Here is a 22,016-nt window from a genome sequence, read left to right as displayed (position 1 = left end):
GATCTTGGGTCTACCCCTTAACCGCGATGCGAGGAGTACCTTGCCCGATACCTCGTCCTCCACCACCGTGACCCCTCTCCCGTCGCTCGCCGCCCAGGCAGAACACCTGATCGAGCTCGGGGTGCCCGAGCTCGCGGGGATACCCGCCGACCAGCTGCGTGCCTTCGCGGCGGAGGCCGGGAGCCATGACGGCGACGCCCTGCTCGCCGTCCACCCGGACCGCGCCCCCGCCTCCGCCCTCGCACCGCTGCTCCGGCACGACGGCAAGCCCGGCTTCGTCGTCACCGACATGCCCGACGTCGACTGCTTCGACCCCTACACGGTGGAGGTCCCCGACGCCCCTCTCTATCTCGTCACCGACGTCGATCGTGGCGACCACATGGCCAACTGGAGCCCGGAGGAGGCGCTGCCCGCTCTCGCCCAGCAGGACCGCACCCCGCTGCTGATCACCGAGGGCATCCACTGGGTGCTCCAGCGGCCGGCCGTCCTGGAGCGTAACCACTGCTTCATGACCATCGGTTCCCGGCTGCGCAAGGCCAACGGTGCCCTGGACGCCCGTACCCCGGCGATCTGGATCAGCAACGGCACCGGGCGGGACGGCCACGAGCGGCGCAATGCCCCGAAGGTCGGCTGGTGCTGGTGGGGCAACCGCCACACCTGGCTTGGCTTCGCCTCCGCCACGGGCCGAAGCCACTCCTAGTTCTTCTGGTTCCCCTGGTTCCCCTGGTTCCACAGAAGGGGCCTACCGGCTCGCCGCCACTCGGGCACAGCCTCCACCCGGGCACGAGCTGAGAAATCCACCAAGGTCGAGACCGCCCGAGGCGTGACTCGACAACCCGCCACAAGGAGCCCCGGCTGGCTGTTCCGCCTGCCGGGGCTCCTTGAGGTCCGGTTACTTTCGCCAGAACAGATGGTGCGTCACGCCGCTCGGGCTGGGGACGACCTCCAGGTGGAACCGGTCGAGCAGCTCATCGGGGGACTCCCAGAGTCGTAGCCCGGACCCGAGCTTCAGCGGCGAGACCGCCACATGCATGGTGTCGACGAGGTCCGCGTCGAGGAACTGCCGGATGGTGGTCACCCCACCGCCGAGTCGGACGTCCTTGCCCTGCGCCGCCTCCCGCGCCTGCTCAAGGACCGTGGCTGGGTCGCCGTCGACGAAGTGGAACGTGGTGTCGGAGAGTGTGAACGAAGGACGCCTGTGGTGGGTCATGACGAAGACCGGGGTACGGAACGGGGGCTTGACGCCCCACCAGCCGCGCCACTCATCGTCGCGCCATGGCCCGCGCTGGGGCCCGAACTTGTTGCGGCCCATGATCTCGGCACCGATGTCACGCGCGTAGTCTCGCGTGAAGTAGTCATCGAGTCCCCGGCTCCCCCCGGGATCGGTACGCATGGGCCAGCTCGCCGTGGCGCCGGCCCAGGCGAACAGCCTCTCGGGCTCGGCGTGGCCGAACGGACTCTCAAGACTCTGGTCCTCACCGGCACCGATGCCGTCACTTGAGACGTTGAAGTTCTGGACTCTCAGCAGCTGAGCCACGTGTTCCTCCTGCGTTGGCAATAACGATGATGAGACTGTCCGGTCCGGGAAAACTCATCGCCGCGTCCGTGATCGGCCGGATCCGGTCTCTTAGCTCCCGGTCGGCCGCTGATGGCCGAACTTGACGCTCCAGCGCCGGTCCTGGACGATCCCAGACCGTGACGTCGAGTAGCGATCAAGACCAGACCGGCCCCGGCCGCGTTCCTCCCACAGCCCGCCCGATAGCTCTGGTCACCGGTGTGGGCCGCACCGTCGGTATCGGCGCCGGCATCGCTCGCCGGCTGGCCGCGTCGGGTTGGGATGTCGCCTTCACCTACTGGACCCCCTACGACGACCGTATGACCTGGGGCAGAGAGCCCGGCGCGACCGAAGCGATCAGCCAGGCCCTGGCCGCACACGGTGCGTCCACCGCGGCGGTCGAGGCGGATCTCGCCGACCCGGAGACCCCGGCACACGTCTTCGACGAGGTCGAACGACGACTGGGCGATGTCACCGCGCTGGTGATGTGCCACTGCGAGTCGGTCGACTCCGGTCTGCTCGACACCACCGTGGAGAGTTTCGACCGGCACTTCGCCGTCAACGCGCGCGCCACCTGGCTGCTCATCCGCGAGTTCGGACACCGCTTCGCCGCAACCCCCGGAACCGGCCGGATCATCAGCCTCACCAGCGACCACACCGTCGGCAACCTGCCCTACGGCGCGAGCAAGGGAGCTCTGGACCGCATCACCCTGGCCGCCGCTCGCGAACTCGCCCACCTCGGCGTGACCGCCAACGTGATCAATCCCGGGCCGGTCGACACCGGATGGATGTCCGAGGAAATCCGCGAGCACTGCGTCCGCAGCACCCCGCTCGGCCGTCTGGGCACGCCGCAGGACACCGCCCACCTCGTGGACTTCCTGTGCTCCCGTAAAGGTGAGTGGATCAACGGTCAGCTGCTGATGAGCAACGGTGGCATCGCCTAGAGCCTCAAGTCCCGTCCGGCGACGACCTGGGAATGGACGGCAGCTCAGCGCCTGGTGACCGCATACTCGCCGGAACGGCTGGCCTGGCCGCGTGAACGGTCGGCCGCGAAACCGTTCCTCGACGAGAACTGTGGATGACGCCCGTCTCCCGAGTGCTGGACGAGCGCCCCGGTCCCAGCACCTTCCTGCGGCCCGCGCGGCCATGGCCCGCGCGTTCACCGAGGCAGCCGCGAGCGTGCCGTACGACGCGGCAACCCACGACCGGCGTCATGCCGCACGAACATCAAGTCACGTGAGACAACCGCTAAGCCTTGATGGGTGCGGCCGGCCTGGCGGCCTGCCCGATCTTCCCTCAGTAGGCCGCACGGGCTTCCTCGTCGATCTGCTTCTCGTGTTCGGCGCGCAACCCGGTCCGGCCGTCGAGGCCCTCGCGCAGGCACCCGTTCTGTGCTCGTCTCCTCGGTCGGGTCGCCAGACGAAGCGACCAGATCCCCCGACCGTGAGCTCGATGGCGCCGGTCGCCTCGCCGGGCCTTCCCCTTTTCCCGAGCGCGGCAAAACATCGCGGGCATCCAAGGGCGGGCTCGCCCATAAGGCAGGCGGGCATCGGGAGCGCAATGAGGGATATACGGAACGACGGAATACGTGATGTGCCATACGGTCAGCCGTCATGGATTCAGTCACAGGGACATAACTTCACCAAGTAAGTCAAGACTTACCTTCAGGGAACTTTGACCGTATGGTTTCGCTCGAATCGAAGGAGCCAAGGAGCCCCCTGTTGTCGAAAATGAATGATCCCGCTGTGCGTGCGGTTGCATCGGAGCAGGATTATGTGTCCTCCCTGTATGAGTTGCTCACCGAACGGCTTTCCGAGGCGCGAGTACACCGAGCGAGTGTGCTGAAGGCCCCGGCGGAAAGCGCCGGTGAGGCATACGAGAGAGAAATCGCCGCCGAGCGTCTGGCCAAGGAAATCGGCCGGCTGGAGGGCGCCGAAAAGGGGCTGGTCTTCGGGCGCATCGACTGGACGGATGGCACGGCCCTGCGCATCGGGCGGATTGGACTGCATACGGAGGAGGATGACCTGCCTCTGCTCGTGGACTGGCGCGCGAACGCGGCGCGGCCCTTCTACGAGGCGACACCGGTCCACCCGATGGACCTGCGGCGGCGCCGGCACCTGCGCCTCGAGGAGCGCTCGGTCATCTCGGTGAGCGACGAACTGCTCGACGGGACCGCCCCGACCGACGAGGACGTCGTGGGGGACGGCCCGTTGACCGAGGCTCTGTCGGCGCGGCGTACGGGCAGGATGCACGCGGCCGTCGCGACGCTGCAGGCCGAGCAGGACGAGATCGTCCGCTCCGCTCACCGCGGGGTGACCGTGGTGCAGGGCGGGCCCGGCACCGGCAAGACGGTGGTCGCCCTGCACCGGGCGGCCTATGTCCTGTACGCGTTCCCGCGCGCCGCGGAGGAGGGTGTCCTGGTGGTGGGCCCGAACGCCCGGTTCCTCGACTACATCTCCCAGGTCCTTCCCTCGCTCGGAGAGAACGACGTCGTTCTGGCGACCTGCCGGGAACTGGCCGGAGTGTCCACGGACACGGTGGACCCGTTCGACACGGCGCGTCTCAAGGGCAGCTCCGACCTCGCCGACGCCTTGGCCGGCCTGCTGCGCGTCCACCAAGCCCCCGCCGGTGACTTCACCGTGCGGGTCGGACAGGGAATGGTTCACCTGTCCGGCGAGGAAGTCGCCACGGCACGCGACGCCGCCGCGGCGGCCGCACCGGGGCACAACCCCGCGCGCCAGGTGTTCAAGGAGCTCTTGGTCGACGCCGTCACCGACGCGATGCAACGAGACATGGGCGACCTCCTGGAGCAGATCGACGCCGATGCCGAAAGGATGACGGGCATCAACCTCGACCGGTTCACGGGAGTCGCCCAGCGCCGTACCGAAGGTGCGGCCGACTCGGGTCCGGTCCACGAGCTGGACTTGGACGCCATCCGAGCCGATCTCCTCGACGACGCCGGCGTCGACCGAGCGGTCGAGGCGTTGTGGCCGCGGCTGGTACCCGGTGACCTCGTGAAGGCGCTCCTGACGGATGCCGGCGCTCTCGCCGAGTACCTGCCCCGCCTGACCGCGCAGGAGCGGTCCCTTCTGCTGCGCGGTCCGGACGACCCGTGGACCGATGCCGACGTGCCGTTGCTGGACGAGGCGGCGAGCCTGGTCGACGGTCCCCCCGAGCGGACGTACGGGCACGTCGTCGTCGACGAGGCGCAGGAGCTGACCGCCATGCAGTGGCGGATGATCGTCCGCCGCTGCCCGGGAAGGGCGATGACGCTGGTGGGTGACTTCGCCCAGGCAGGCCCGGTCGCGACAGCACGCGACTGGAAGGAAGCACTGAGCCCCCACGTCGGACCGCGGTTCAAACTGCACCATCTGACCGTCAGCTACCGCACCACGCAGGAGATCCTGGAGAGCGTCCGGGACCTGCTCACGCGGATCGCTCCAGACCAGAAGCCGACACGGTCGCTGCGAAGCGGTGAGAGCCCTCGCATCGTGACCGCACCTCCGGACGGGTTGGTCGCCGCCGTCGTTCGGGAACTCCGCACCCAGAGCACAGCGCACCCGGGCGAGCTTCTGGGAGTGATCTGCGCGGACACCAGGGTGAACGAGCTGACGGCCCAGGGCATCGCCCACCACGCACGCATCGTGCCGGCGTCCGAAGCACGCGGCCTGGAATTCGACGGGGTCGTCGTCATGAACCCCGAGGAGATCATCACGGCCCGCCCCGGTGGAGACAGGGACTTGTACGTAGCCCTGACCCGGGCCACCAAGCGCCTCTGCACCATCACCGTCCAGCCCGCCTGACGACTCGGCGCCCGCGTCGTCGCCACCAATCCAGCCAGTAGACGGTGCCGGGGGGGGCGACCCACCCCGTCAGTGGCCGTGGCCGTGGCCGCCACCGCCGTGGCCGCCGGGGTGGACGATCGTCCACGGGCGCATCAGGCTCGACGGCCAGGAAGAGGTACGCCTTCCCGTTGACGACCGGGGTGTCCTCGCCTTCCCTCTGGGTCATGGTGTAGGCGAGCGAGCCGTCCCGGTGGAGGGTCCGGTCCTGCAGGATGAGGGGCACCTCGAATTGGCCTCGCGCAGACCGAGCCGCTCGTCGGCGGGGCCGCGAACGAGGTAGAGACCGGCAAGGCCCGCATAGACGTTGAGGCTGGTCATCCCCATGCCGTGATCGTGATACCAGAGCATGGACGCACGCTCGTGGTTGGTGTAGCCGCAGATCGCCTCGTTGGATTCGACCCGGCTCGGGTCCAGGGTGGAGTAGCCCCCGGCATGGAAGCCGTCGGGGCTGAACGACTGCAGCGGCATTCCGTCGGACTGTGGTGCCGTGAAACCGCCGTGCTGGTGCACGACGTTCCACACGTTGATATTCGGGGGAAAGGCGGTTGGCTCTTGTAGGGAGGCGGAGCGATCGGGGTGAGCTGCGGGTCCCCGTCGCGGATGGCGTCGATCACGAACTGGAACAGGTGGGTGGTCGGCAACTCGTTGCGGTACTTGACGACCGTCGGATGGTCCTTGGTCACGCTGATGGTGGGCCCGAGGTAGCCCATGCCGATGGCCTCGTGAGGCTCGTGCGGGTTCGCAGCCCAGTAACCCCACACGGTTGCCGGCCCGAGATCCCGGTGAAAGCGCCATGAGCCCTGCCGCATCGTGATCTCGTAGTAGTCGGCGCCGGGGTAGACGGAAGGATCCGGGACGGCCGTCATCGGCCGGGGCAGCGGGTGCCGTCTCGCCTGGGTGCGGCCGACCTCGTCCAGCGTGGGGGGCGACCGGAAGCAGGTCCGGCGCGGGGCGCGGCCTCCGATCAGGGGCGGCGGCCCGCGAGGACACAGAACTCGTTCCCCTCCGGGTCGGCGAGTACGACCCAGCTCTCATCGCCTTGGCCGACGTCGACGTATCGAGCACCCAGCTCGAGTAGGCGACGGACCTCTTCGTCCTGCTCCCTGTCGGTCGGGTTGACGTCGAGGTGAAGCCTGTTCTTGACGGTCTTGCCCTCGGGCACGTGCGCGAAGGTCAACGTCGGCGGCACCGGGCCAAGGCGCTTGTCGCCTTCAGGCACCTCGGGGGAGCCAATGGTGACGATTCCGTCGCCTTCGTCTTGCACCTCATAGTCGAGGACCGAGCACCAGAACCGGGCGAGACCGTGGGGATCGGCACAGTCGATCGCAAGCTCGGTGAACTTACTGGCCATGTCAGGACCTCCAGTCAAGTAGCCGTCCGCCGAAGGCCACACGCTGCATCACAGTGCCTGATGGCTCGCTCCGCCAACAGACGATCCATCGGTGTCGGCGCTTCAGCACCCATGGCCGTGTCCTATCAGGATCACGCCCACTTCCACGACCGGATATTCCGAGACGGAGGCTCGACTGCGCGGGTCTCTCCACAACCGTGAATCCACAACTACCTTCAGACGATGGCGAGTTGGGGCACGATGGCGTGTCCGGGCTTCCAGTAGGCGGGAGGAGCCGGTGCGGGTGAGGGGGAAGGGTGACCTATCTCGTGGAGTTACCGGTCAGCACGGCGGGCGGTGGAAGCCCAGAGATGGTGAAGGTCCAGGTCGAGCAGAAGGAGGACGGCCTGGTCCAGGTCGCCAGGCCCGGACAGGTCTCCGGCCTGTTGGGGACGATCGAGCAGTTTCAGACGAGTCGGGACGGCAATGTGGTCTTCGCCAGGTCGAGGGTGGGCCGCGCAATGCTGTTCGTGCATGCTCTCGACGGCACGGTGCGCACTGAGCAGTTCTCCGTCAAGCAGGTCGTCTACGCCATGGTGTCGGCCGACGGCGGCCGGGTCGCCTTCGTCTGTGAGGGTGGGAGAGCCGGTTGGTTCGAGGTGCGCCCGGACGCGGACCGGATCATCGGCCGGGTGCACGAACTTCCCAGGGTGACGGGCCTGCTCCAGTACCCCTTCGAGAAGAGGAACGGGTTCGCGATGTCCGCGGACGGACGGCTTGTCGTCGTCCGGTCGGGGAAGGACCTGATGTGGTGGGACCTGGACCGCGACACCGTCGGCGGACGGGTGCGCGCGCCCGCGGACATCGGCGGCAGGCTGTGGTTCGGCCCCGACAACCGGAGCCTGCTGGCGGAGGAGTCCCGCCTCGGGCGAAAGCACTCCTCGGGTCTGGTCGCCGTCGACATGGCCACCGGGAGGAGCCGGACCGTCGTGCGCGATGTCGACGGCGTCCTCGTCTCCGGCGACCGGTCGACGGTCGTCGTCTGCCGGGGCGGCGACTCTGGGGCGTTCTTCAGCCTGCGGCGGATCTCCGACGGCGCCCAGCGGGGACGCCCCTACCACGCGGGCGACTACACCTCCTGCGCCACCCAGGGCCCAGGCGTCGATATGACCGGGCGTCGCATTCGTCACGAAGGACGGGAACGACCTGTCGCTGGTGGACCTCTCCCAGGGAAAGGTGATCAGCAAGGCCACCCAGCTCGACGGGGTCACGGCGACGGCGTGGGACCTCGTGTCGTCCCGCGGAAAACTCCTCCTCGTCGGACACGGCGACTCGCTGATCAACTACGTCGAACTGTCGGCCGAGCCCAATGTCCTCAAGGTGAGCGAACAGAAACTCACCGCGGACGGCGGCAAGACCGTCAGCGTCGTGGACGACGGCGCGAGCCTGCAGCTTCACTCCGCCATGCCCCGGGACGGCGACGACCCTGCTGATCGCCGAGGTGAGACGCCCGCGGCCGTACTGGCTCCCCCCAAGGGATACCGCCTCGAGTCCGGTCCGGGCCGAAAACTCCTGGCCGACTGGGACGCCGAGGACGCCATCTCCGTCCGGGAGGTGTCCACGCTGCGGCGAACGGCCCGGATCGGCATTCCCAAGCCGCCCACCCCCGCTGATCTCCAGTACTTCTTCGACCAGGACGGACGTCTCGTGACCGTCTCCGGGACGCGGGTGCAGCAGTGGGACGCGCGGACGGGCAGACAACTCGCTCACCACGACATCAAGGGCATCATCGCCGGGAGCCGCGGCGCGAGCACGCCGCGGCAGGCGAACGTCAATCGTTACCCGGCGGACAACCAGGTGGCCGTGCTCGTCTGGGGCGATCCCACGGTGCGTGTCATCGACCTCACCACGGGGCGCACGACGACAACCGTGAAGGTGCCCACCGACGCTGTCGCCACGCAGTTCGACCCCAGCGGGCGCTACTTCGCGGTGCTCCGCAGCGGCGGCATCGTGGAACTGTGGCGGCGCGACCCTCTGCGCAAGGAGCTGGGGCCGTTGCGCAGCATGGCCGAGAGCGCCGAGAAACCGTACGTGGCGGGATTCCTCGACAAGGAGGGCCGCTTCGCCGTGGCCGCCAACAGCTCCGTGCGGATCTACCGGGTCGGTGATCGCGCCTACAGCGACTCGTACGACTTCGGCCGCATCCCCTCCAGCGGCCTGCTGGTGGACGGCTCGTACGTCTTCCGGGACATGGCCCCGGACGGCAGAACCGTGATCTAACAGAGCTCGGACAACACCGGCGGCCCCCTGCGGCTCGACCCCGACCAGTGGCGGCGCGAGCTGTGCGGTGTGATCGGCGACCGGCATTTCACCGTAGACGAGAAAGCCGGCCTTCCGGTGCGCGTGCCGGCCCAACGGGTCTGTCCGTGATCACGCAGAAGGCGCTGTGAGCAATGCCGTGGCGAAAGCGGTCTGTCACCGCAGACGCGTTCATGGTCGCCGGCGGGACCACCCCGGACGGCTCCACCTCGTGGAGCCATCTCGCCCCGCTCCTGACAGGCGAGCTCTGGCGTTGCCAAGGAGACCTCTGACGGCGATCGCAAGGTCCTCCATCACCCGGAGGACGCCCTCTTTCTGGTCATGAGGGCGTCCCCCAGCAGTGGCCCTTCCCTCTTCCATCGCTACCCGGATGTCGGGCGTTGCGAGGTCGGAGAGATCCCCAGCGGACCGTTGGACCGTTCAGAGCCTTCGAGGCGTCAGGTCATCAGCAGCAGACGGGTGTTCGGCACCAGCTTTCGGTTCACACTGGTGCTCTGCACGAAGATCGTGAAGTCGTCGTTGTAGTCCGGCTTGACGCGGACTTCCATGTCCGGCAGGCCGAGCAGGGCTCGGGCCTCCGGGCCCGTGTACACCCGATCCGTCTTCTTCTCCAGCACCGCGATCTGCTTCCGCGCCTGGATCTTCTCCGACTTACTCAGCTGATAGAACGCACAACCGGTACGGTACGTGTGCCCGCACTCGATAACCCAGTCCCGTATCGCCGCTTCGCGAGCCACCGGAATCAGCTGGTATTCCGACGGATTCACCGGGGTGAGACCAGCCGCCTCGATGGTGTCCTTGTTGACCGCCTCCGCGCCCATCGAGAACACCGCCCGCGATCCCCGGATGCCCTGGGTGCGGCCCACCATGAATTTCTCGGTGGCCTGCTGGATGACCTGCCCGGCCTCCTCCAGGCCCTGTGTGCTCGTGGCGTCCCAAATGGCGATGTTGTCCTTCGGGAAACCACACTGCATGGCCTCGCGCTTGCCCATCTGGTCCGGCACCAGGACCGCCAGCGTCCAGTTGTCCTCCTGTGTCTGGAACATCTCGGCCACGGCCTGCACCAGCTCACGCGGATCCCTGCTGGGGGCATCCGCGCAGCGATGACTCGCGTTCTCCTGCCCGTCGGTCAGCACGAACGTGAGGAAGCTGTGGTCGCCGTACAGTTGAGCCGTCTGCGCCAGCTCCCGCTGCGACTTCAGCGTGGCCGCCAGCAGAGCCGTCATTCCACCGACCCGGTACAGATGCTTCAGGGACGGCATCCGCAGCACGTCCTTGTCGTAGATGACGCACTCCACCTCCTGGGCGAAGACGTACACCGTGACGCGGGTTTCCTGATCCAGTTCCTCCGACCGGCGCGCCAGATACGCGATCTGCTGGTCGGCTACTTCAATCACCTTGCGGCTCAGGTGTGACATGGACGAACTGGCATCCAACACAAGAGCAACGTGATTGATGTAGTTCTGGTTTCCGGACATGGCCGCTCCCCCTTCTCCGACTCGATGCTCCGATCTTCGCACCCACCACTGACAACCGATCTCGATTCCGGGAGGGAGCAGACCGCGCGGAGGACCGACCCGCGCGGGGGCACGGCCACCGCGCCGCGCCACTGTCCAGGGCCAGCGGTTGACCGGTGCTGAAGGGCTCAGGCACTGGACATCAGGCCCGTTCCCGCCTGTACGACGAGGTTGCTGGCCCGCAGGGAGGTGACCAGTTCGGGCGGGGCGGTGGAGACGGAACCCGCGTCGTAGGGCGGCTGAGGGGCGTACTCGACGACGAGTTGGACGGCCTGGGCGACTTCGTCTCCGGCGATGCGGCCGGCGAGCTGGAGGGCCAGGTCGATGCCGGCGGAGACGCCGGCGGCCGTCGCGTACTTGCCGTCGAGGACGACATGCTCCCTGCTGGGTACGGCGCCCAGGTCCGCGAGGTGGTCGAGGGCGATCCAGTGCGAGGTGGCCCGGCGCCCGTTCAACAGACCTGCTGCCGCCAGCAGGAGGGAACCCGAGCAGACGGAGGTGGTCCATGTGGTGGCGGCATCCGCGGTGCGGAGCCAGTCGAGGACGACTCGGTCGCCCAACAGGTCGGCGGTGCCCGGTCCGCCGGGCACCAGCAGGATGTCGGGTGAGGTGACGTCGGACAGCGGCCGGTCCGCGGTGAGCGCGAGGCTGCCCAGATCGGTGCGGACCAGACCGGGCCTCGCGGCGGTGAAGACGACCTCGACACCCGGCACGCGGCCCAGGATCTCGTAGGGGCCGACGGCGTCCAGCGCGGTGAAGCGGTCGTAGAGCAGGATGGCTATCTGCATCAGGCAGTCCTTGGGTCGGTAACCGGTCTGGTCGGTCTGACCGGTCTGATCGGTCGCAAGCGATGCCCGTCTTCCAGGCGTGGTCCGGACAGTGCGCGCAGGAACACCTGGCGCAGCATCTCCGAGGTGTCGTAGTCGGTGCCCCCGACGGCCGCGTCGGTACGGTCGTCGGCTACATGGTCGGGATTCATGTCACCTGCTCTTCGTTCCGTAAGGCGATCCACTCGCTGGTCGGACCGGGCCGGGACAGCCCCGCGGTACCGATGACCAACGATGACCACGAGGCCGTGCCGTTGGTCCCTCGGTCAGTGGAACGACGTGCACGTTGCCGGTGAAGAGACCGAGGGGTACGTCTTGGAGGGGACCGTGCCGTGAACAGCGGGTCGAACCCGCCGGCGACGGTGGCCGACAGACGCGCCGTCGGTGCTGTCACCGGTATGGACCGCGCCATGGCAGGCGGCGCACGATCGGATGCTCGGTGCGGCGTTCGTGCCACGTCTGGGAGGACGACGACGGAGGCGAGTCCGAGTCGTGTCGGCGCGGCCGTCCAGCCGTGTGCCGGTACGCCGGACATCGGGCCGCCGGTACACCGGTACACCGGTACACCGGTCAGGGGGTGGACCAGCGCCGCGAGCGCGGTCGCGAACGGGGCTGCGTCCAGGGGGGCGAGGCGCTACGAGCCGGTGCGTTCCGGCGGTGGCTGGAGGGCGAGGGTGAGCCGGTGATCAGGAGCGCGAGGGGAACGTTGATTCAGCGCACGGCGCGCCGGCCTCCGTGTGCGCCCAGGCCACGCCCGAGCGGTGGCCCGGCTCCGGCGGCCACTTCGATCACATGGACACGGATGGCGATCGGCGTGTCGAGCGAGTCCGCCGGGTATGTCGGTGGCGGCAGGGCGAGCGTCGCCGGCTGGGGGCCCGTGCGGGCACGGTCACGGGTTCACCGGGCCCAGGTGGGCGTCCAGAACCGCCGCGACGATGCGATCGAGTGGGTCGCCGCGAAGCGTACCGTCCGACTGTGTGGCGTCGAGGGCGAGCTGCAGGCTGCCCCATGCCCACAGTTGGGCGACGCCGTGCAGGTTGGACCACAGGGCGGCAGCCGTCACGGCCGGCGGCGGGGTCGCGTCCGGCCCGCCGGGTCGCCGCTGTGTGGTGTCCCCGTCCGCCCCGCACCGGGCGACGAGGGCGACGATGCGCTCGAACAGCGGGATCGTCGACTCCCGCAGCCGTCGCTCGCCCGACGCGTGCTGCTCACTGTCGAGCAGTTCGTGCCGGAACATCAGCTCGAACATGCCGCGGCGCTCCAGCGCGTACCCGACGTACACCCGCGCGACGGCCCGCAACTGTGCCCGCGGCGACGTCGCGTCAGCGAGCGCGGCACCGACCCGGGCCACGAGGTCCTCGAAGCCGCGACGGGCGATCGCCGACAGCAGGGCGTGGTGTGTCGGGAAGTGCCGGCGAGGCGCCCCGTGCGACACCCCGGCCCTGCGGGCGATCTCGCGCAGCCCCAGGGACGCGGAACCCTCAGTCAGCACGAGCTCCACGCCGACGTCGATCAACCGTTCCCGCAAGGAACTCTCAGTCTCCATAGACACTGTCTACCAGATGCGAGTAGACAGTGTCTACACATGTCGCTTGTTCGCCCTCCTGGACCCGCCGACCAGGCGGCGCAGCGGGTCTCCCCTCCGGGTCGGGGTCACCCGATCGTCACCGGATCACCCACCGGGCCGTCCGGTCGCCACCACAGGTCCCCCACGAGGCCACCACGCCGGCGTCCGTACCCGCCAGCAGTGTGCTGTCTTCGGGACTGCGCCCTGGGGTGCGGATCGGCCGCAGCGACGGGGTGCACTCATACCTCTCGGCGTCCCGGTCGGTCCGCTGGTCGGCCTCGTAGATCGCCTTGCGGTCATGCCGCCACCGGCACCACCCCGCCGCCTGGCTGCGCGACCTACGGCTGAGCAGCGCCGAGGAGCAGCCCCTGGAGACAACGGACCTGCCGTCGAGGAGATAGCCCGCAGGGTCGGATACGGCAGCGCGGCCGTCCTGCCCGAACACCTCAGTCCGTCCCGCCCTGGACCACCAGCGACCCGCCCGTCGTGCACCACCCCGACCAGATCCGCGACGTGATCGACGTCTCTCCTATGAGACACGCCTGGGGCCAAGAGGTCCGGGGCGGGGCGAGGGCGGGTAGGGGACCAACACGGCCGAAGGGTCGTCGTCAGCGGTGAGGGTCCCCTGTCCGCGATAAAAGGTGTCCTCGTAGTCGATCAGCTGGTCCACCAGGAGAGCCGTCTCCATCTCCTCCGAGAACGGAGGCGGCTGACGGGTGATCCGGTAACCGGTCTCGATGATCTCGTCTGTCGACTCGTTATGGTCGACGGTCTTGAATACGTCACGTGCGTCGGCCTGCCCGCTGATCAGCCAGGTGTAGCGAAGCCGCAGTACTCCTACGGACGGGCAGGACCAGCGGAACCGGGAGACGGCCAGCATTCCGCTGACACTGTCCAGCCTGCTCCAGCCCCACCCATTGGCCAGGAACACGATGTCGGTCGACTCCATCACGTTGACGACGGGGCCGAACCAGCTTCCTATGAGACGTCTGTCCAGGGATATCACCGCACCATCATCCCCGCTGGTCGAGCGGCGAGGCTCGGCCGGACGCTCGGACCATGCCTGCCCCTGGCTGTCCCGCGGATATGTTCGCGGTGGCGGCGGTCTGGACGTTCGGCGGATCGACAGCGCCCCGGTCGCCCTGGAACATCCACTGATGCACCGAAATAAAGGATGCTCATCCCGGCGTGATTTCAGACACTCGATCAGTGCCGCAGTGACATGATCTTCACATCGCGGCCGATGCGGCAACCGCTCAACAACTGTGCGCACAGGGCGAGATGGCGCATCTGCCAGCCTGCGGCGTGTCGGGTGGCCGGTTTCAGAAGTGGCTGGAATTCGACTGTACGTTATGCCGGTGCGTGAACCGGGAAGCTGGCTGAGCCGGGCCCGTAGGGGCCTGCTCTGTGCCTGCGTCTGCCTGTTGCTCGCCATGGCGGGGCACGGAGCGGCCGGCGGGCACCTTCCCGGCGTCGGCGCGCTGCTGGTCGTTCTCGCCGTGCTGACCGTGGTCGGGACGGCGGCCTTCGGCGTGCGGCGGCCACGGTTCGACGTCAGTGTGCTGCTGGTCGGCGGGGCGCAGTTCGCGCTGCACCTCGCGTTGCACTTCCTGTCGTCCGCCCGCCTCGGCGGGCATGTCGCCCACGGCGGACCACATGGACCGGGCGGGGCCGGCCCGTCAGGTCCGCATCACACCTCGGCGCGCCTGGCGCCTGCCCACCGTCCGTCCGGGCAGCTCGACTGGCTCGCGCCGCCGGACCTCGGCCGTCCGGGACTGGCGAACGCGACCGGTCGTGGTGTCGAGACCGCCGGGGCCGCCGCGCACTCGATGCCCGCCGCGATGACCGCGGCCCACGCGCTGGCCACCCTCGGGACCGCCGTGTGCCTGGTCTACGGCGAACGCGTACTGCGCCGCCTGGTGTCCCTGCTGTTCTCCGGCCTCCGCCGCGTCGACCCCGAGGTGGCGGTGGTACCCGCACCTCCACGGTCGCCGCTCGCTGCTCGCGACCTTTTTCCGCCGTTCGGTGTGCTGCTGGTCCGCAGCCTGCCGCTGCGCGGGCCTCCCGTGCCGATGACGGTCTGATCGCCCGTTCACCCCGCGATCACGACACCCCGCCCCGCAGGGGCGGGCTCACACCCTCCTGTCATCGCAGCACGCGTCGCTGTCGCGGCGCGCAGCACGTGAGGATCACCACGCATGTCCACAACCACTGACCGAAGCACACGAAGACCGCACCATGACCTGCCGTCCGGTGGGCCGGACCCCGCCGCCGGACGTTCCTGGCAGGGCGTACGCGCCCTGCTGGTCCGCCTGCACTTCTACGCCGGGGTGTTCGTCGCCCCCTTCCTCTTCGTGGCCGCCTTCACCGGCCTGCTCTACACCCTCACGCCACAGCTCGACCAGCTTCTCTACGGCGACAAACTGACCGTCGAGACGGTCGGCCAGGCGCCGCGGCCGCTGGCCGAGCAGATCGCCGCCGCCCGCGAGGCTCACCCCGAGGGCACCCTGGCCTCCGTCGTCACCCCGTCGGAGCCCGAGGACACCACCCGTGTGGTGCTGTCGGTCCCCGGACTGGGCGACAAGCAGCGCACCGTCTTCGTCGACCCCTACACCGCCGACGTCCGAGGCGAGCTCACCACCTGGTGGGGCTCGACACCTCTGCGGACATGGCTCGACGACCTGCACCGCAACCTCCACCTCGGGGAGACGGGGCGGCTGTACTCGGAGGTCGCGGCAAGCTGGTTGTGGGTGGTCGTAGCCGGCGGACTCGTCCTGTGGCTCGGCCGCGGCCGCGGCCAGCGGGCCCGCTCCCTGCGAGGGGTGCTGCTACCCGACCGGTCGGCACGCGGCGTGCGGCGCACCCGCGGCTGGCATGCCGCCACCGGCCTCTGGCTCGCACTGGGCCTGCTCTTCCTCAGCGCCACCGGTCTGACGTGGTCGAAGTACGCCGGTGAGCGGTTCGGCCAGGCCCTCGACGCGGTCCAGGGCCACGCCCCGGAGCTCGATACCCGACTGCCCGGCGGGCCCCCTCCCGCCGACGACGCGCACGCCGGCCACGCCGGCCACGCCGGCCACGGTGCGGCTCACACCGAGAAGCAGGCCGACGCCGTCCCCTCGGACTTCGACGCGGCCCTCAAGGTCGCCCGGCAGGCCGGGCTCGGCGGAACCGTCGAGGTCACCCCGCCCGCCGACCCGTCCAGCGCATGGACGGTCGCGCAGAAGGACAACGTCTGGCCCGTCCACTACGACCGCGTCGCGGTCGACACGGCCAGGGGCGAGGTCACCGCGCACACCCGATGGGCGGACCACCCGCTGCCCGCCAAGCTCACCAAGCTCGGCGTCCAAGGACACATGGGCGCCCTCTTCGGCATCCTCAACCAGATCGTCCTCGCGGCCATCGCGATCGGCCTCATGCTGATCACCTTCTGGGGCTACCGCATGTGGTGGCAGCGCCGCCCCACTCGCGCGGACCGTTCGGCGCCCTTCGGCAAGGCTCCCGCCCGCGGCGCCTGGCGCCGCATCCCGCTGCCGGTGCTGATCCTCGGCGTTCCGGCCGTGGCCGCCCTCGGCTGGGCGCTTCCCGTACTCGGTATCACCCTGGCCGGCTTCCTGCTGGCCGACCTCGGCGCCGGACTGGTCAAGCGACTGCGCACCAGGTAGCCGCAGGGCACGGCAGGCACGTGCCCCGCCGGCACGCGGTCGCCCCAGGGGGACCGCGACGTCGACGGGAGCACGTGCCTGGCTTTGCCAGTGGCCCACGCCCTCGAGCACCCTCATCACGAACCGCTCCCCACTCCGGCGAGAAGTGAATCCGGTGTGTTCACCGACCAATGATCCGGCTGTGCGAGCTCGGGGCGCTGAAGTCGACGGCCAGTGAGTAGGGGCTCTTCTTGGCCCGCGCCCGGCAGTGCCTGGAGGAGGACACCGGGAGGAGGGCCTCATCCAGGGAATCGGCTCGCGAGCTGTACCCTCAGGTCCGCAACGCCCGCCGCCGCAACTCGCCCGCTTGGCGGGCGCTGCACGGCGAACTCACCCGGGGGCTGGCCGTGCCGCCGGGCTGCCTTCACAGGTCGAGTTCGGCGACGATGGCAGCGTGGTCGGAAGCCTGGTCGCCGGGTCCGGTCACGGTGTCGAACGGGGTACCGAACTCGAAGATCCCACGCCGCTCCACCTCGACCTTGTCTACCCTGGCGAACAGCTCCGGCGAGAACATCAGGTAGTCGATCTTGTCGTTGAGGTTCGTGCACTTCCCATGGGTGCCGGGCGGTCCCTCGTAACTGTCGTGGTTCATCGCTTCCTTGAGGCTGGTGGCCTCGAGGAACGTGAGCGGCGGGCTGCCCGGGGTGTCGTTGAGGTCCCCGGCTACTACGACATGGGCCGAGCGATCGAGCGCGGCCTGGTAGAGCTGGGCGACACGCTCGCCCTGGAGCTTGCGCTTGTCGCCACCTCCGCCGCCGCGCTTGCTCTTGAAGTGGTTTCCGAGGAGCCAGAGCGGTTCGCCATCGATGTCGATCTCGAATTCCGGGCAGTCCCGGCTGAAGATGTCCCGGGAATCCTTCTTGTCGAAGATGTGCGAGCGTACGGAGGTGATCGGATGTCGGCTGAACAGCCCCACGTCGATGCCGCGAATGTCGTTGCCGTCGATCAGCAGGTTGAATGGATACGGTTCCGTATCGAACTGGCCTGCCAGCACCTGTTTGTTGAAGCGGTGCAGAGTGAGCCGGTCCTCGACTTCAACCGTCAGCAGTATGTCGGCGTTCACCTCGGCGATCACCTTGGCGGTGTTCTTGACGGCGTCCCAGCTGAGGTCGTCCTTGACCAGTTCGGCCCAGCCGACCCAGGCGGACCGTCCCGTGACCTCGGCCCTGACCTCGATGTTCCGGCCCTCGCCCTTGAGTAGTCGGGCCCGTCCACGCGGCTCGTTCACCAGGATCGTCTGGGTGGAGATGTCTTGGGAGACGTCGACGCTGTGCTTCTTGAGAAGCTCGATGATCTTTGTCTTGTCGTTGGCCGTATACGTGTCATGATCGAGGATGTCGACAAGTTTCCTGTAGTCCTCGAGCACGGCGTCGCGTACAGGGTCGTTTCCGATACCGAAGACGATGGGCCTCCGGAAGAGGTTTTCGCAGTTGAAAGTGGCTATGCGGATGCTCATGGCCCCTCCTCACACGTAATCCGATTCTCCGGCGGCGCACCATGTCTGTCGAACGGAGCGGGGCCGCACCCGAGGGAGCAGCTCTACTCGCTGTCCGTGACGTATAACGGGTTGCGGTACCAGGCCAGGCCGCCCGCGTGCAGGCCCCGGATCAACGTCGCGGCCGATCCGGCTCCGAGAACTCGCCTCTCCCCCAGCCCCGCGGTAGATCGTGCGCGGGCCATGGATGGTTGAACGGGGAGGTTCCTGGGCTCGGTGGCACCGGGCTCAAGGCTGAGGGACCATGAAATCCGGGGCCCTCAAGCACTCGACGCGGGAGCGAGAACCATGGACACCAAGCCCGCCTGTGGACCGCAGCGCGACCCTGACTTCTTCGAAGAAGTGGACAGACTGTTCGCCAAGTACCCTGAGGCTGCCGACAGGTATGCGGTGAAATGTAGAAGGTTGGAGCTCGAGATACTGAAGATCGACTTTAAAAAGCAGGTAGGGGTCACGCGCATTGAGGACGGTCGCATCATCACGGAGTTCCTCGATCGCGACAAGGTCGCGCGTGCTCACCACGCCTGCTGCGAGTGGCCGAACGACGACGACGGCCTTTGCAGCCGGATATGTCCGGAGTGATTCGTACCTGACGCGCTCGTGCCCGGTTGGCGGTGCGGCGTCGACTTCCCGATCACCGATCATGGTCGTGTGGTGGGGAACTCGACTCGTACAGCCATCGCCAGCGACCGAATGATCACCGCCCTGTCGGGCGATGTGATCGCTGAACCCGTCTCGGAGATCGGTCCGTTATGGCACGAACGCCACCACGCCAAGCTCGCGTCCAGGCCAAGAAGCGGGCCCTGCGCGCCGGTGCGAAGCGCCGGCGGGCCGGCCGACGGCCACGACGCGCCGGGTGTCGGCGTCGATGACGACCTGGTGGTTGGTGGAGTACCAGTAGCTTTTCGACTGCTCGGCCACCGTATGGTCACCGGGTTGGAACCAGGGTGCCGTCCACGATCAGCACAGCCTCCTTTGCGGACTCGCTTGCGCTGCCGCAGTGCCAATTGCTTGGGCAGCGATGGCCCGTGAGCCAGGAGTGTGGGCAGAGGAAACGGCTTTGCGCCCTGCGTGATCGGCATGGATGCTGGCTCGCCGGAGGTACTGAAGATGATCAACGTTGTGTTGAAGCTGTCAGCCCGTGATTTGGTGCACGCGGACCTGGCGTCGTGCGGGTGGGCGGGGTCTGACCGCCACCTGGCCAACGTCGCCAAGCAGTTGGCACGTGCCCGGCTCGGCGAGGTCGACTACCTCGCGGTCTGCCCTGCAACGGACATCCCGGTGGCGAAGGGCGGCGTCGACTACCAGGTCAAGAAGGGCGTCGGCACTTTGTGGCAGCTGGCAGTCCACCCCGCATTGCAGTCGTGCGGGATCGGCACGTTCCTCGTCGAAGCCGCAGAACTGAGGATCAGGAACCGCGGTCTGCGGCGGGCCGAGCTGGGTGTGGAGGAAAGCAACCCCCGGGCACGTGCACTATACGAACGACTGGGATATGTCGCGTACGACCGTCAGCCGGACTCCTGGGACGAGCAAGCGCCTGATGGATCGTTGCGCTGCTACGAAACGATGTGCACGTTGATGCGGAAGGAACTCACGTAGGCTCAGTCACCTTCGCGGGATCTTTCAGCGGACGCGTCGTCCCAGGTCATGTAGTCATCAGATCCAGGCGCCGTCCTCCAAAGCTGTCGGCCACGGCGGAGGCTTCTTGCTCGGATCCAGCCAAGCTGTGGTCGCGGAGCGGGCCCATCCGCACCCAGTTCGGCCGCTCCGCGGCTCGGACGCCGTGATCACGCCGGCCACAGCGAGATCGTCTCAAGGATCGACGGCATGGAACGATGACCACCGTGTCAGGTCAGGTCTGGGTGTCACTCATATCGTTGGGCGGCGTTGTCCTTGGAGGCGTGTTGTCCTACCTCGTTCAGCACAGGACTCAACTGTCAGCGGAACGCGCTGAACAGCAACGGCAGCAGAACACCCTGTCGGAGGCTCGGCGCGCGGAACGGCTGGCGCTGCTGGAGCGATTCGTCGAGGTGGGGGCCGAGGCCGAACGCTCCGCGTTCAGCCGGCCTTCCGAGTTCGACGACACCCACCCCTGGTACCTCAAGACCCAGGACGTCATGAACAGGCTGTGGGTCGCCGAGCGGCTCATCCGCATCCAGTTCCCCCTGCCCGTGCATGACGCGGCACGTGCGTACTTCCTCGACCTCAACCGGACGGTGTGGGAAGGTCTTCCTGACGGCGAGAGCGTACGGGACTACCTGGAGGAGAACCGGCTGGCGTTCCTCGACGCGGCCCGAGCGGTCATGGAATAGCCCACCAGCGAACCCCGAAGAAGGTTGCGCCGAAGGCAAAAAGGCAGTCCTTGCCAACCGGCCGCAGATGTCGCTCAGGACGTCGGGCGACTACGGACGATCGTAAACAGTCACGGAGATGCCCTGCGCCGTCAGGTGGTGGGCGATGAGCGGTTCGATCCTCTCCCACCGTCCGCCGGCAAGTCCGCATCCGATTCTGGGCATGTGGACTGAGGCCGCCAGGGCCGACGCGTGATTCGACAGGCTTTCCAGGGCTTGATCGATGGCCTCGTACCGCACGGGCACCTCGGTCCTGGTGCGGCTGCGGATGCCGTGTTGGCCGATCATGTTGGCTACCCACACATCGTCCTGGGTCTGAACGAGCTGTACGGCGCCCAAGGCGAAATCGTTGCTCTGGCGGCCGCAGTACCACTCTCGGTAGGCCGCCTCAGGCTGCGGCCATCTACGGGAGACCGCCACCACGAAGCCCGCGCCCCACCGCCCGGCATCGTTGCACACGTGAGCGATGATCTTGGGTCCCGGCCCCGGCGGTCTGGTCGCGTCGCCACACTCGTACCCGATCTCTGCACTCATGCACGAACGGTATCGACCGGGTCTGACAACCGATGCGTTCTCCGACGCCGGATGCGGCCCGACAGGCAGCGCGCGGGCGACCGGCGCTTCGCCGTTCGCGCAACATCGCCTACACCGGAGGCACGATGGCCGGAGTCAGCTGGATCCGCTCCCCCTTGCCGCCACCGGGGGCGGCATGTGCCGGGGCCACCGCGTGCCGGTGTGTTCCGACGCGGCGGCCCGGAACGCCTCCGCCAGGGGGCTTCCCGGATACGTGCCGAACACCGGGTACTTCCCACGGTGGTAGCAGGACCAGTAGCTCACCAGCCTCCTCGACCCCACGACCTGTTCGAGTCGACGCTGGCGTACCCTGCCGTCGCTGTGCCGGGAGTACAGGCAATGCAAGATCACGCCCGGAACCCGCCTCGGGTCTCATCGCCGCCGGGCGGCTCAACGTCGTCCGGAGAACCGTCTTCCGGTACTGGCGTGAGAACCTGGCGACCGGGGAGCGCTTGGCACCGTGGGTGCGACGGCCGGGGATGTGATCACGGTGCCTGTGCCCAGCCGTTGCAGCCACCGTGCTCGGTGCTTCCTTCTGAGCCCGCGCGGAGAAGTGCGGCTTGTGACCGCGTCGCGCTGCCCCGGCCGAAGGCCGTTCGGCCTTGGGCGAACCGTGCCAGGCGTGCCAGGATGTCCCCTGAGGGTGTCGCACCTGCCGAGGTCATCGACAGGATGGACAGGCTGGCCGACTTCTGCCGTGACATGTGGGCCATCGCCTCCGGTCCACGCCCTCGGCACTTCTCCCGGCGCGGCGTCGGATACCCGAGCAGACACACCCGGGCGATGCGCGCGCGGCCGATGAGCTATCGGTGGAATGTGGCCGGCGAGGAGCGACGGGCGTGGATCCTGAGCCGCATCGACGCAGCCGGGTACTGGTGGACGCCTCCACCCGCGCTGCCGACCCCCCGTAAGGGCGTGGCGCCTTGACCCTGCGGC

20 protein-coding genes and 2 pseudogenes are annotated in these 22,016 nt (G+C 68.2%); 9 read left to right on the top strand and 13 right to left on the bottom strand.

Features of this window, described 5'->3' with window-relative positions; all coding sequences use genetic code 11:
* Positions 1-40 precede the first annotated feature (40 nt).
* On the top strand, positions 41-700 hold the full coding sequence (locus CD790_RS18270) for a DUF5701 family protein (RefSeq protein WP_144384321.1): 660 nt from the start codon (positions 41-43) through the stop codon (positions 698-700).
* Between the two features lie 192 nt (positions 701-892).
* Here CD790_RS18270 and CD790_RS18265 read toward each other — a convergent pair whose 3' ends face one another.
* Complete coding sequence (locus CD790_RS18265; RefSeq protein ID WP_144384319.1) at positions 893-1,537, bottom strand: dihydrofolate reductase family protein; 645 nt, start codon at positions 1,535-1,537, stop codon at positions 893-895.
* Positions 1,538-1,695: 158 nt separating this feature from the next.
* Here CD790_RS18265 and CD790_RS18255 point away from each other — a divergent pair, with 158 nt between their 5' ends.
* Positions 1,696-2,499 (top strand): SDR family oxidoreductase, encoded by an 804-nt coding sequence (locus CD790_RS18255; protein ID WP_144384317.1) that lies wholly within the window; start codon positions 1,696-1,698, stop codon positions 2,497-2,499.
* Positions 2,500-2,851: 352 nt separating this feature from the next.
* On the opposite strand, the pseudogene CD790_RS35865 reads toward CD790_RS18255, so the two are convergent.
* Positions 2,852-2,935, bottom strand: a pseudogene (locus CD790_RS35865) (type I restriction endonuclease subunit M); the annotation flags it as partial.
* A gap of 395 nt (positions 2,936-3,330) precedes the next feature.
* Here CD790_RS35865 and CD790_RS18245 point away from each other — a divergent pair.
* Positions 3,331-5,358 carry an AAA family ATPase gene (locus CD790_RS18245; RefSeq protein WP_186319090.1) on the top strand — a complete coding sequence of 676 codons (2,028 nt, stop codon included), beginning with the start codon at positions 3,331-3,333 and terminating at the stop codon, positions 5,356-5,358.
* 204 nt (positions 5,359-5,562) lie between these two features.
* Here the strand turns inward: CD790_RS18245 and CD790_RS35860 are convergent, their stop codons facing one another.
* The 3 genes from CD790_RS35860 to CD790_RS18230 all read right to left on the bottom strand — a co-directional run bounded on the left by CD790_RS35860 (position 5,563) and on the right by CD790_RS18230 (position 7,983).
* Positions 5,563-5,868, bottom strand: coding sequence for a hypothetical protein (locus tag CD790_RS35860; RefSeq protein ID WP_260867675.1), 306 nt, complete (start codon positions 5,866-5,868; stop codon positions 5,563-5,565).
* A 496-nt stretch (positions 5,869-6,364) separates the two neighbouring features.
* A complete protein-coding gene (locus CD790_RS18235) occupies positions 6,365-6,751 on the bottom strand; it encodes a VOC family protein (protein ID WP_144384315.1) in 387 nt (128 codons plus the stop codon).
* A gap of 314 nt (positions 6,752-7,065) precedes the next feature.
* Positions 7,066-7,983: a hypothetical protein gene (locus tag CD790_RS18230; protein WP_144384314.1), complete on the bottom strand. Its 918-nt coding sequence runs from the start codon at positions 7,981-7,983 to the stop codon at positions 7,066-7,068.
* Between CD790_RS18230 and CD790_RS35265 the strand changes: the two genes are divergently transcribed.
* Positions 7,967-9,010 carry a hypothetical protein gene (locus CD790_RS35265; protein WP_222108269.1) on the top strand — a complete coding sequence of 348 codons (1,044 nt, stop codon included), beginning with the start codon at positions 7,967-7,969 and terminating at the stop codon, positions 9,008-9,010. The two genes, CD790_RS18230 and CD790_RS35265, sit on opposite strands and share 17 nt — an antisense overlap.
* Positions 9,011-9,486: 476 nt before the next feature.
* Here the strand turns inward: CD790_RS35265 and CD790_RS18220 are convergent, their stop codons facing one another.
* The 5 genes from CD790_RS18220 to CD790_RS18200 form a co-directional block, all read right to left on the bottom strand.
* On the bottom strand, positions 9,487-10,527 hold the full coding sequence (locus CD790_RS18220; protein WP_144384313.1) for a vWA domain-containing protein: 1,041 nt from the start codon (positions 10,525-10,527) through the stop codon (positions 9,487-9,489).
* A 167-nt stretch (positions 10,528-10,694) separates the two neighbouring features.
* Positions 10,695-11,354, bottom strand: coding sequence for a DJ-1/PfpI family protein (locus tag CD790_RS18215; RefSeq protein ID WP_144384312.1), 660 nt, complete (start codon positions 11,352-11,354; stop codon positions 10,695-10,697).
* Between the two features lie 928 nt (positions 11,355-12,282).
* A complete protein-coding gene (locus CD790_RS18210; RefSeq protein ID WP_144384311.1) occupies positions 12,283-12,939 on the bottom strand; it encodes a TetR/AcrR family transcriptional regulator in 657 nt (218 codons plus the stop codon).
* Positions 12,940-13,057: 118 nt separating this feature from the next.
* On the bottom strand, positions 13,058-13,405 hold the full coding sequence (locus CD790_RS36865; RefSeq protein WP_399217761.1) for a hypothetical protein: 348 nt from the start codon (positions 13,403-13,405) through the stop codon (positions 13,058-13,060).
* An 84-nt stretch (positions 13,406-13,489) separates the two neighbouring features.
* Entirely contained in the window at positions 13,490-13,966 is a 477-nt protein-coding gene (locus CD790_RS18200; protein WP_144384310.1) for a hypothetical protein, read from the bottom strand.
* Positions 13,967-14,312: 346 nt separating this feature from the next.
* Between CD790_RS18200 and CD790_RS18195 the strand changes: the two genes are divergently transcribed.
* Together CD790_RS18195 and CD790_RS18190 are read left to right on the top strand one after the other, a co-directional pair.
* Positions 14,313-15,044 carry a hypothetical protein gene (locus tag CD790_RS18195; RefSeq protein WP_144384308.1) on the top strand — a complete coding sequence of 244 codons (732 nt, stop codon included), beginning with the start codon at positions 14,313-14,315 and terminating at the stop codon, positions 15,042-15,044.
* 114 nt (positions 15,045-15,158) lie between these two features.
* Positions 15,159-16,622: a PepSY domain-containing protein gene (locus CD790_RS18190; RefSeq protein WP_144384306.1), complete on the top strand. Its 1,464-nt coding sequence runs from the start codon at positions 15,159-15,161 to the stop codon at positions 16,620-16,622.
* Positions 16,623-17,025: 403 nt separating this feature from the next.
* Here the strand turns inward: CD790_RS18190 and CD790_RS18185 are convergent, their stop codons facing one another.
* Positions 17,026-18,117 (bottom strand): endonuclease/exonuclease/phosphatase family protein, encoded by a 1,092-nt coding sequence (locus tag CD790_RS18185; protein WP_144384304.1) that lies wholly within the window; start codon positions 18,115-18,117, stop codon positions 17,026-17,028.
* A 327-nt stretch (positions 18,118-18,444) separates the two neighbouring features.
* Between CD790_RS18185 and CD790_RS18180 the strand changes: the two genes are divergently transcribed.
* The gene (locus CD790_RS18180; protein WP_144384303.1) at positions 18,445-18,738 is read left to right on the top strand and encodes a hypothetical protein; all 294 of its coding nucleotides are present in this window, start codon (positions 18,445-18,447) and stop codon (positions 18,736-18,738) included.
* A 246-nt stretch (positions 18,739-18,984) separates the two neighbouring features.
* On the opposite strand, the pseudogene CD790_RS18170 reads toward CD790_RS18180, so the two are convergent.
* Positions 18,985-19,175, bottom strand: a pseudogene (locus CD790_RS18170) (IS5/IS1182 family transposase); the annotation flags it as partial.
* A gap of 61 nt (positions 19,176-19,236) precedes the next feature.
* Between CD790_RS18170 and CD790_RS18165 the strand changes: the two are divergent.
* Both CD790_RS18165 and CD790_RS18160 read left to right on the top strand, forming a co-directional pair.
* The gene (locus tag CD790_RS18165) at positions 19,237-19,755 is read left to right on the top strand and encodes an N-acetyltransferase (RefSeq protein WP_260867703.1); all 519 of its coding nucleotides are present in this window, start codon (positions 19,237-19,239) and stop codon (positions 19,753-19,755) included.
* Between the two features lie 236 nt (positions 19,756-19,991).
* Positions 19,992-20,468: a hypothetical protein gene (locus tag CD790_RS18160; protein WP_144384301.1), complete on the top strand. Its 477-nt coding sequence runs from the start codon at positions 19,992-19,994 to the stop codon at positions 20,466-20,468.
* Between the two features lie 90 nt (positions 20,469-20,558).
* Here the strand turns inward: CD790_RS18160 and CD790_RS18155 are convergent, their stop codons facing one another.
* Positions 20,559-21,041, bottom strand: a complete 483-nt coding sequence (locus CD790_RS18155) for a macro domain-containing protein (RefSeq protein WP_144384299.1) — start codon at positions 21,039-21,041, stop codon at positions 20,559-20,561.
* Positions 21,042-22,016: the final 975 nt, after the last annotated feature.

Source organism: Streptomyces sp. SAJ15, from assembly GCF_007595705.1.
In the GTDB taxonomy this organism is placed as follows: domain Bacteria; phylum Actinomycetota; class Actinomycetes; order Streptomycetales; family Streptomycetaceae; genus Streptomyces.
The sequence above is the reverse complement of the archived record's forward strand: the minus strand, read 5'-3'. Positions and strand labels throughout refer to the sequence as shown.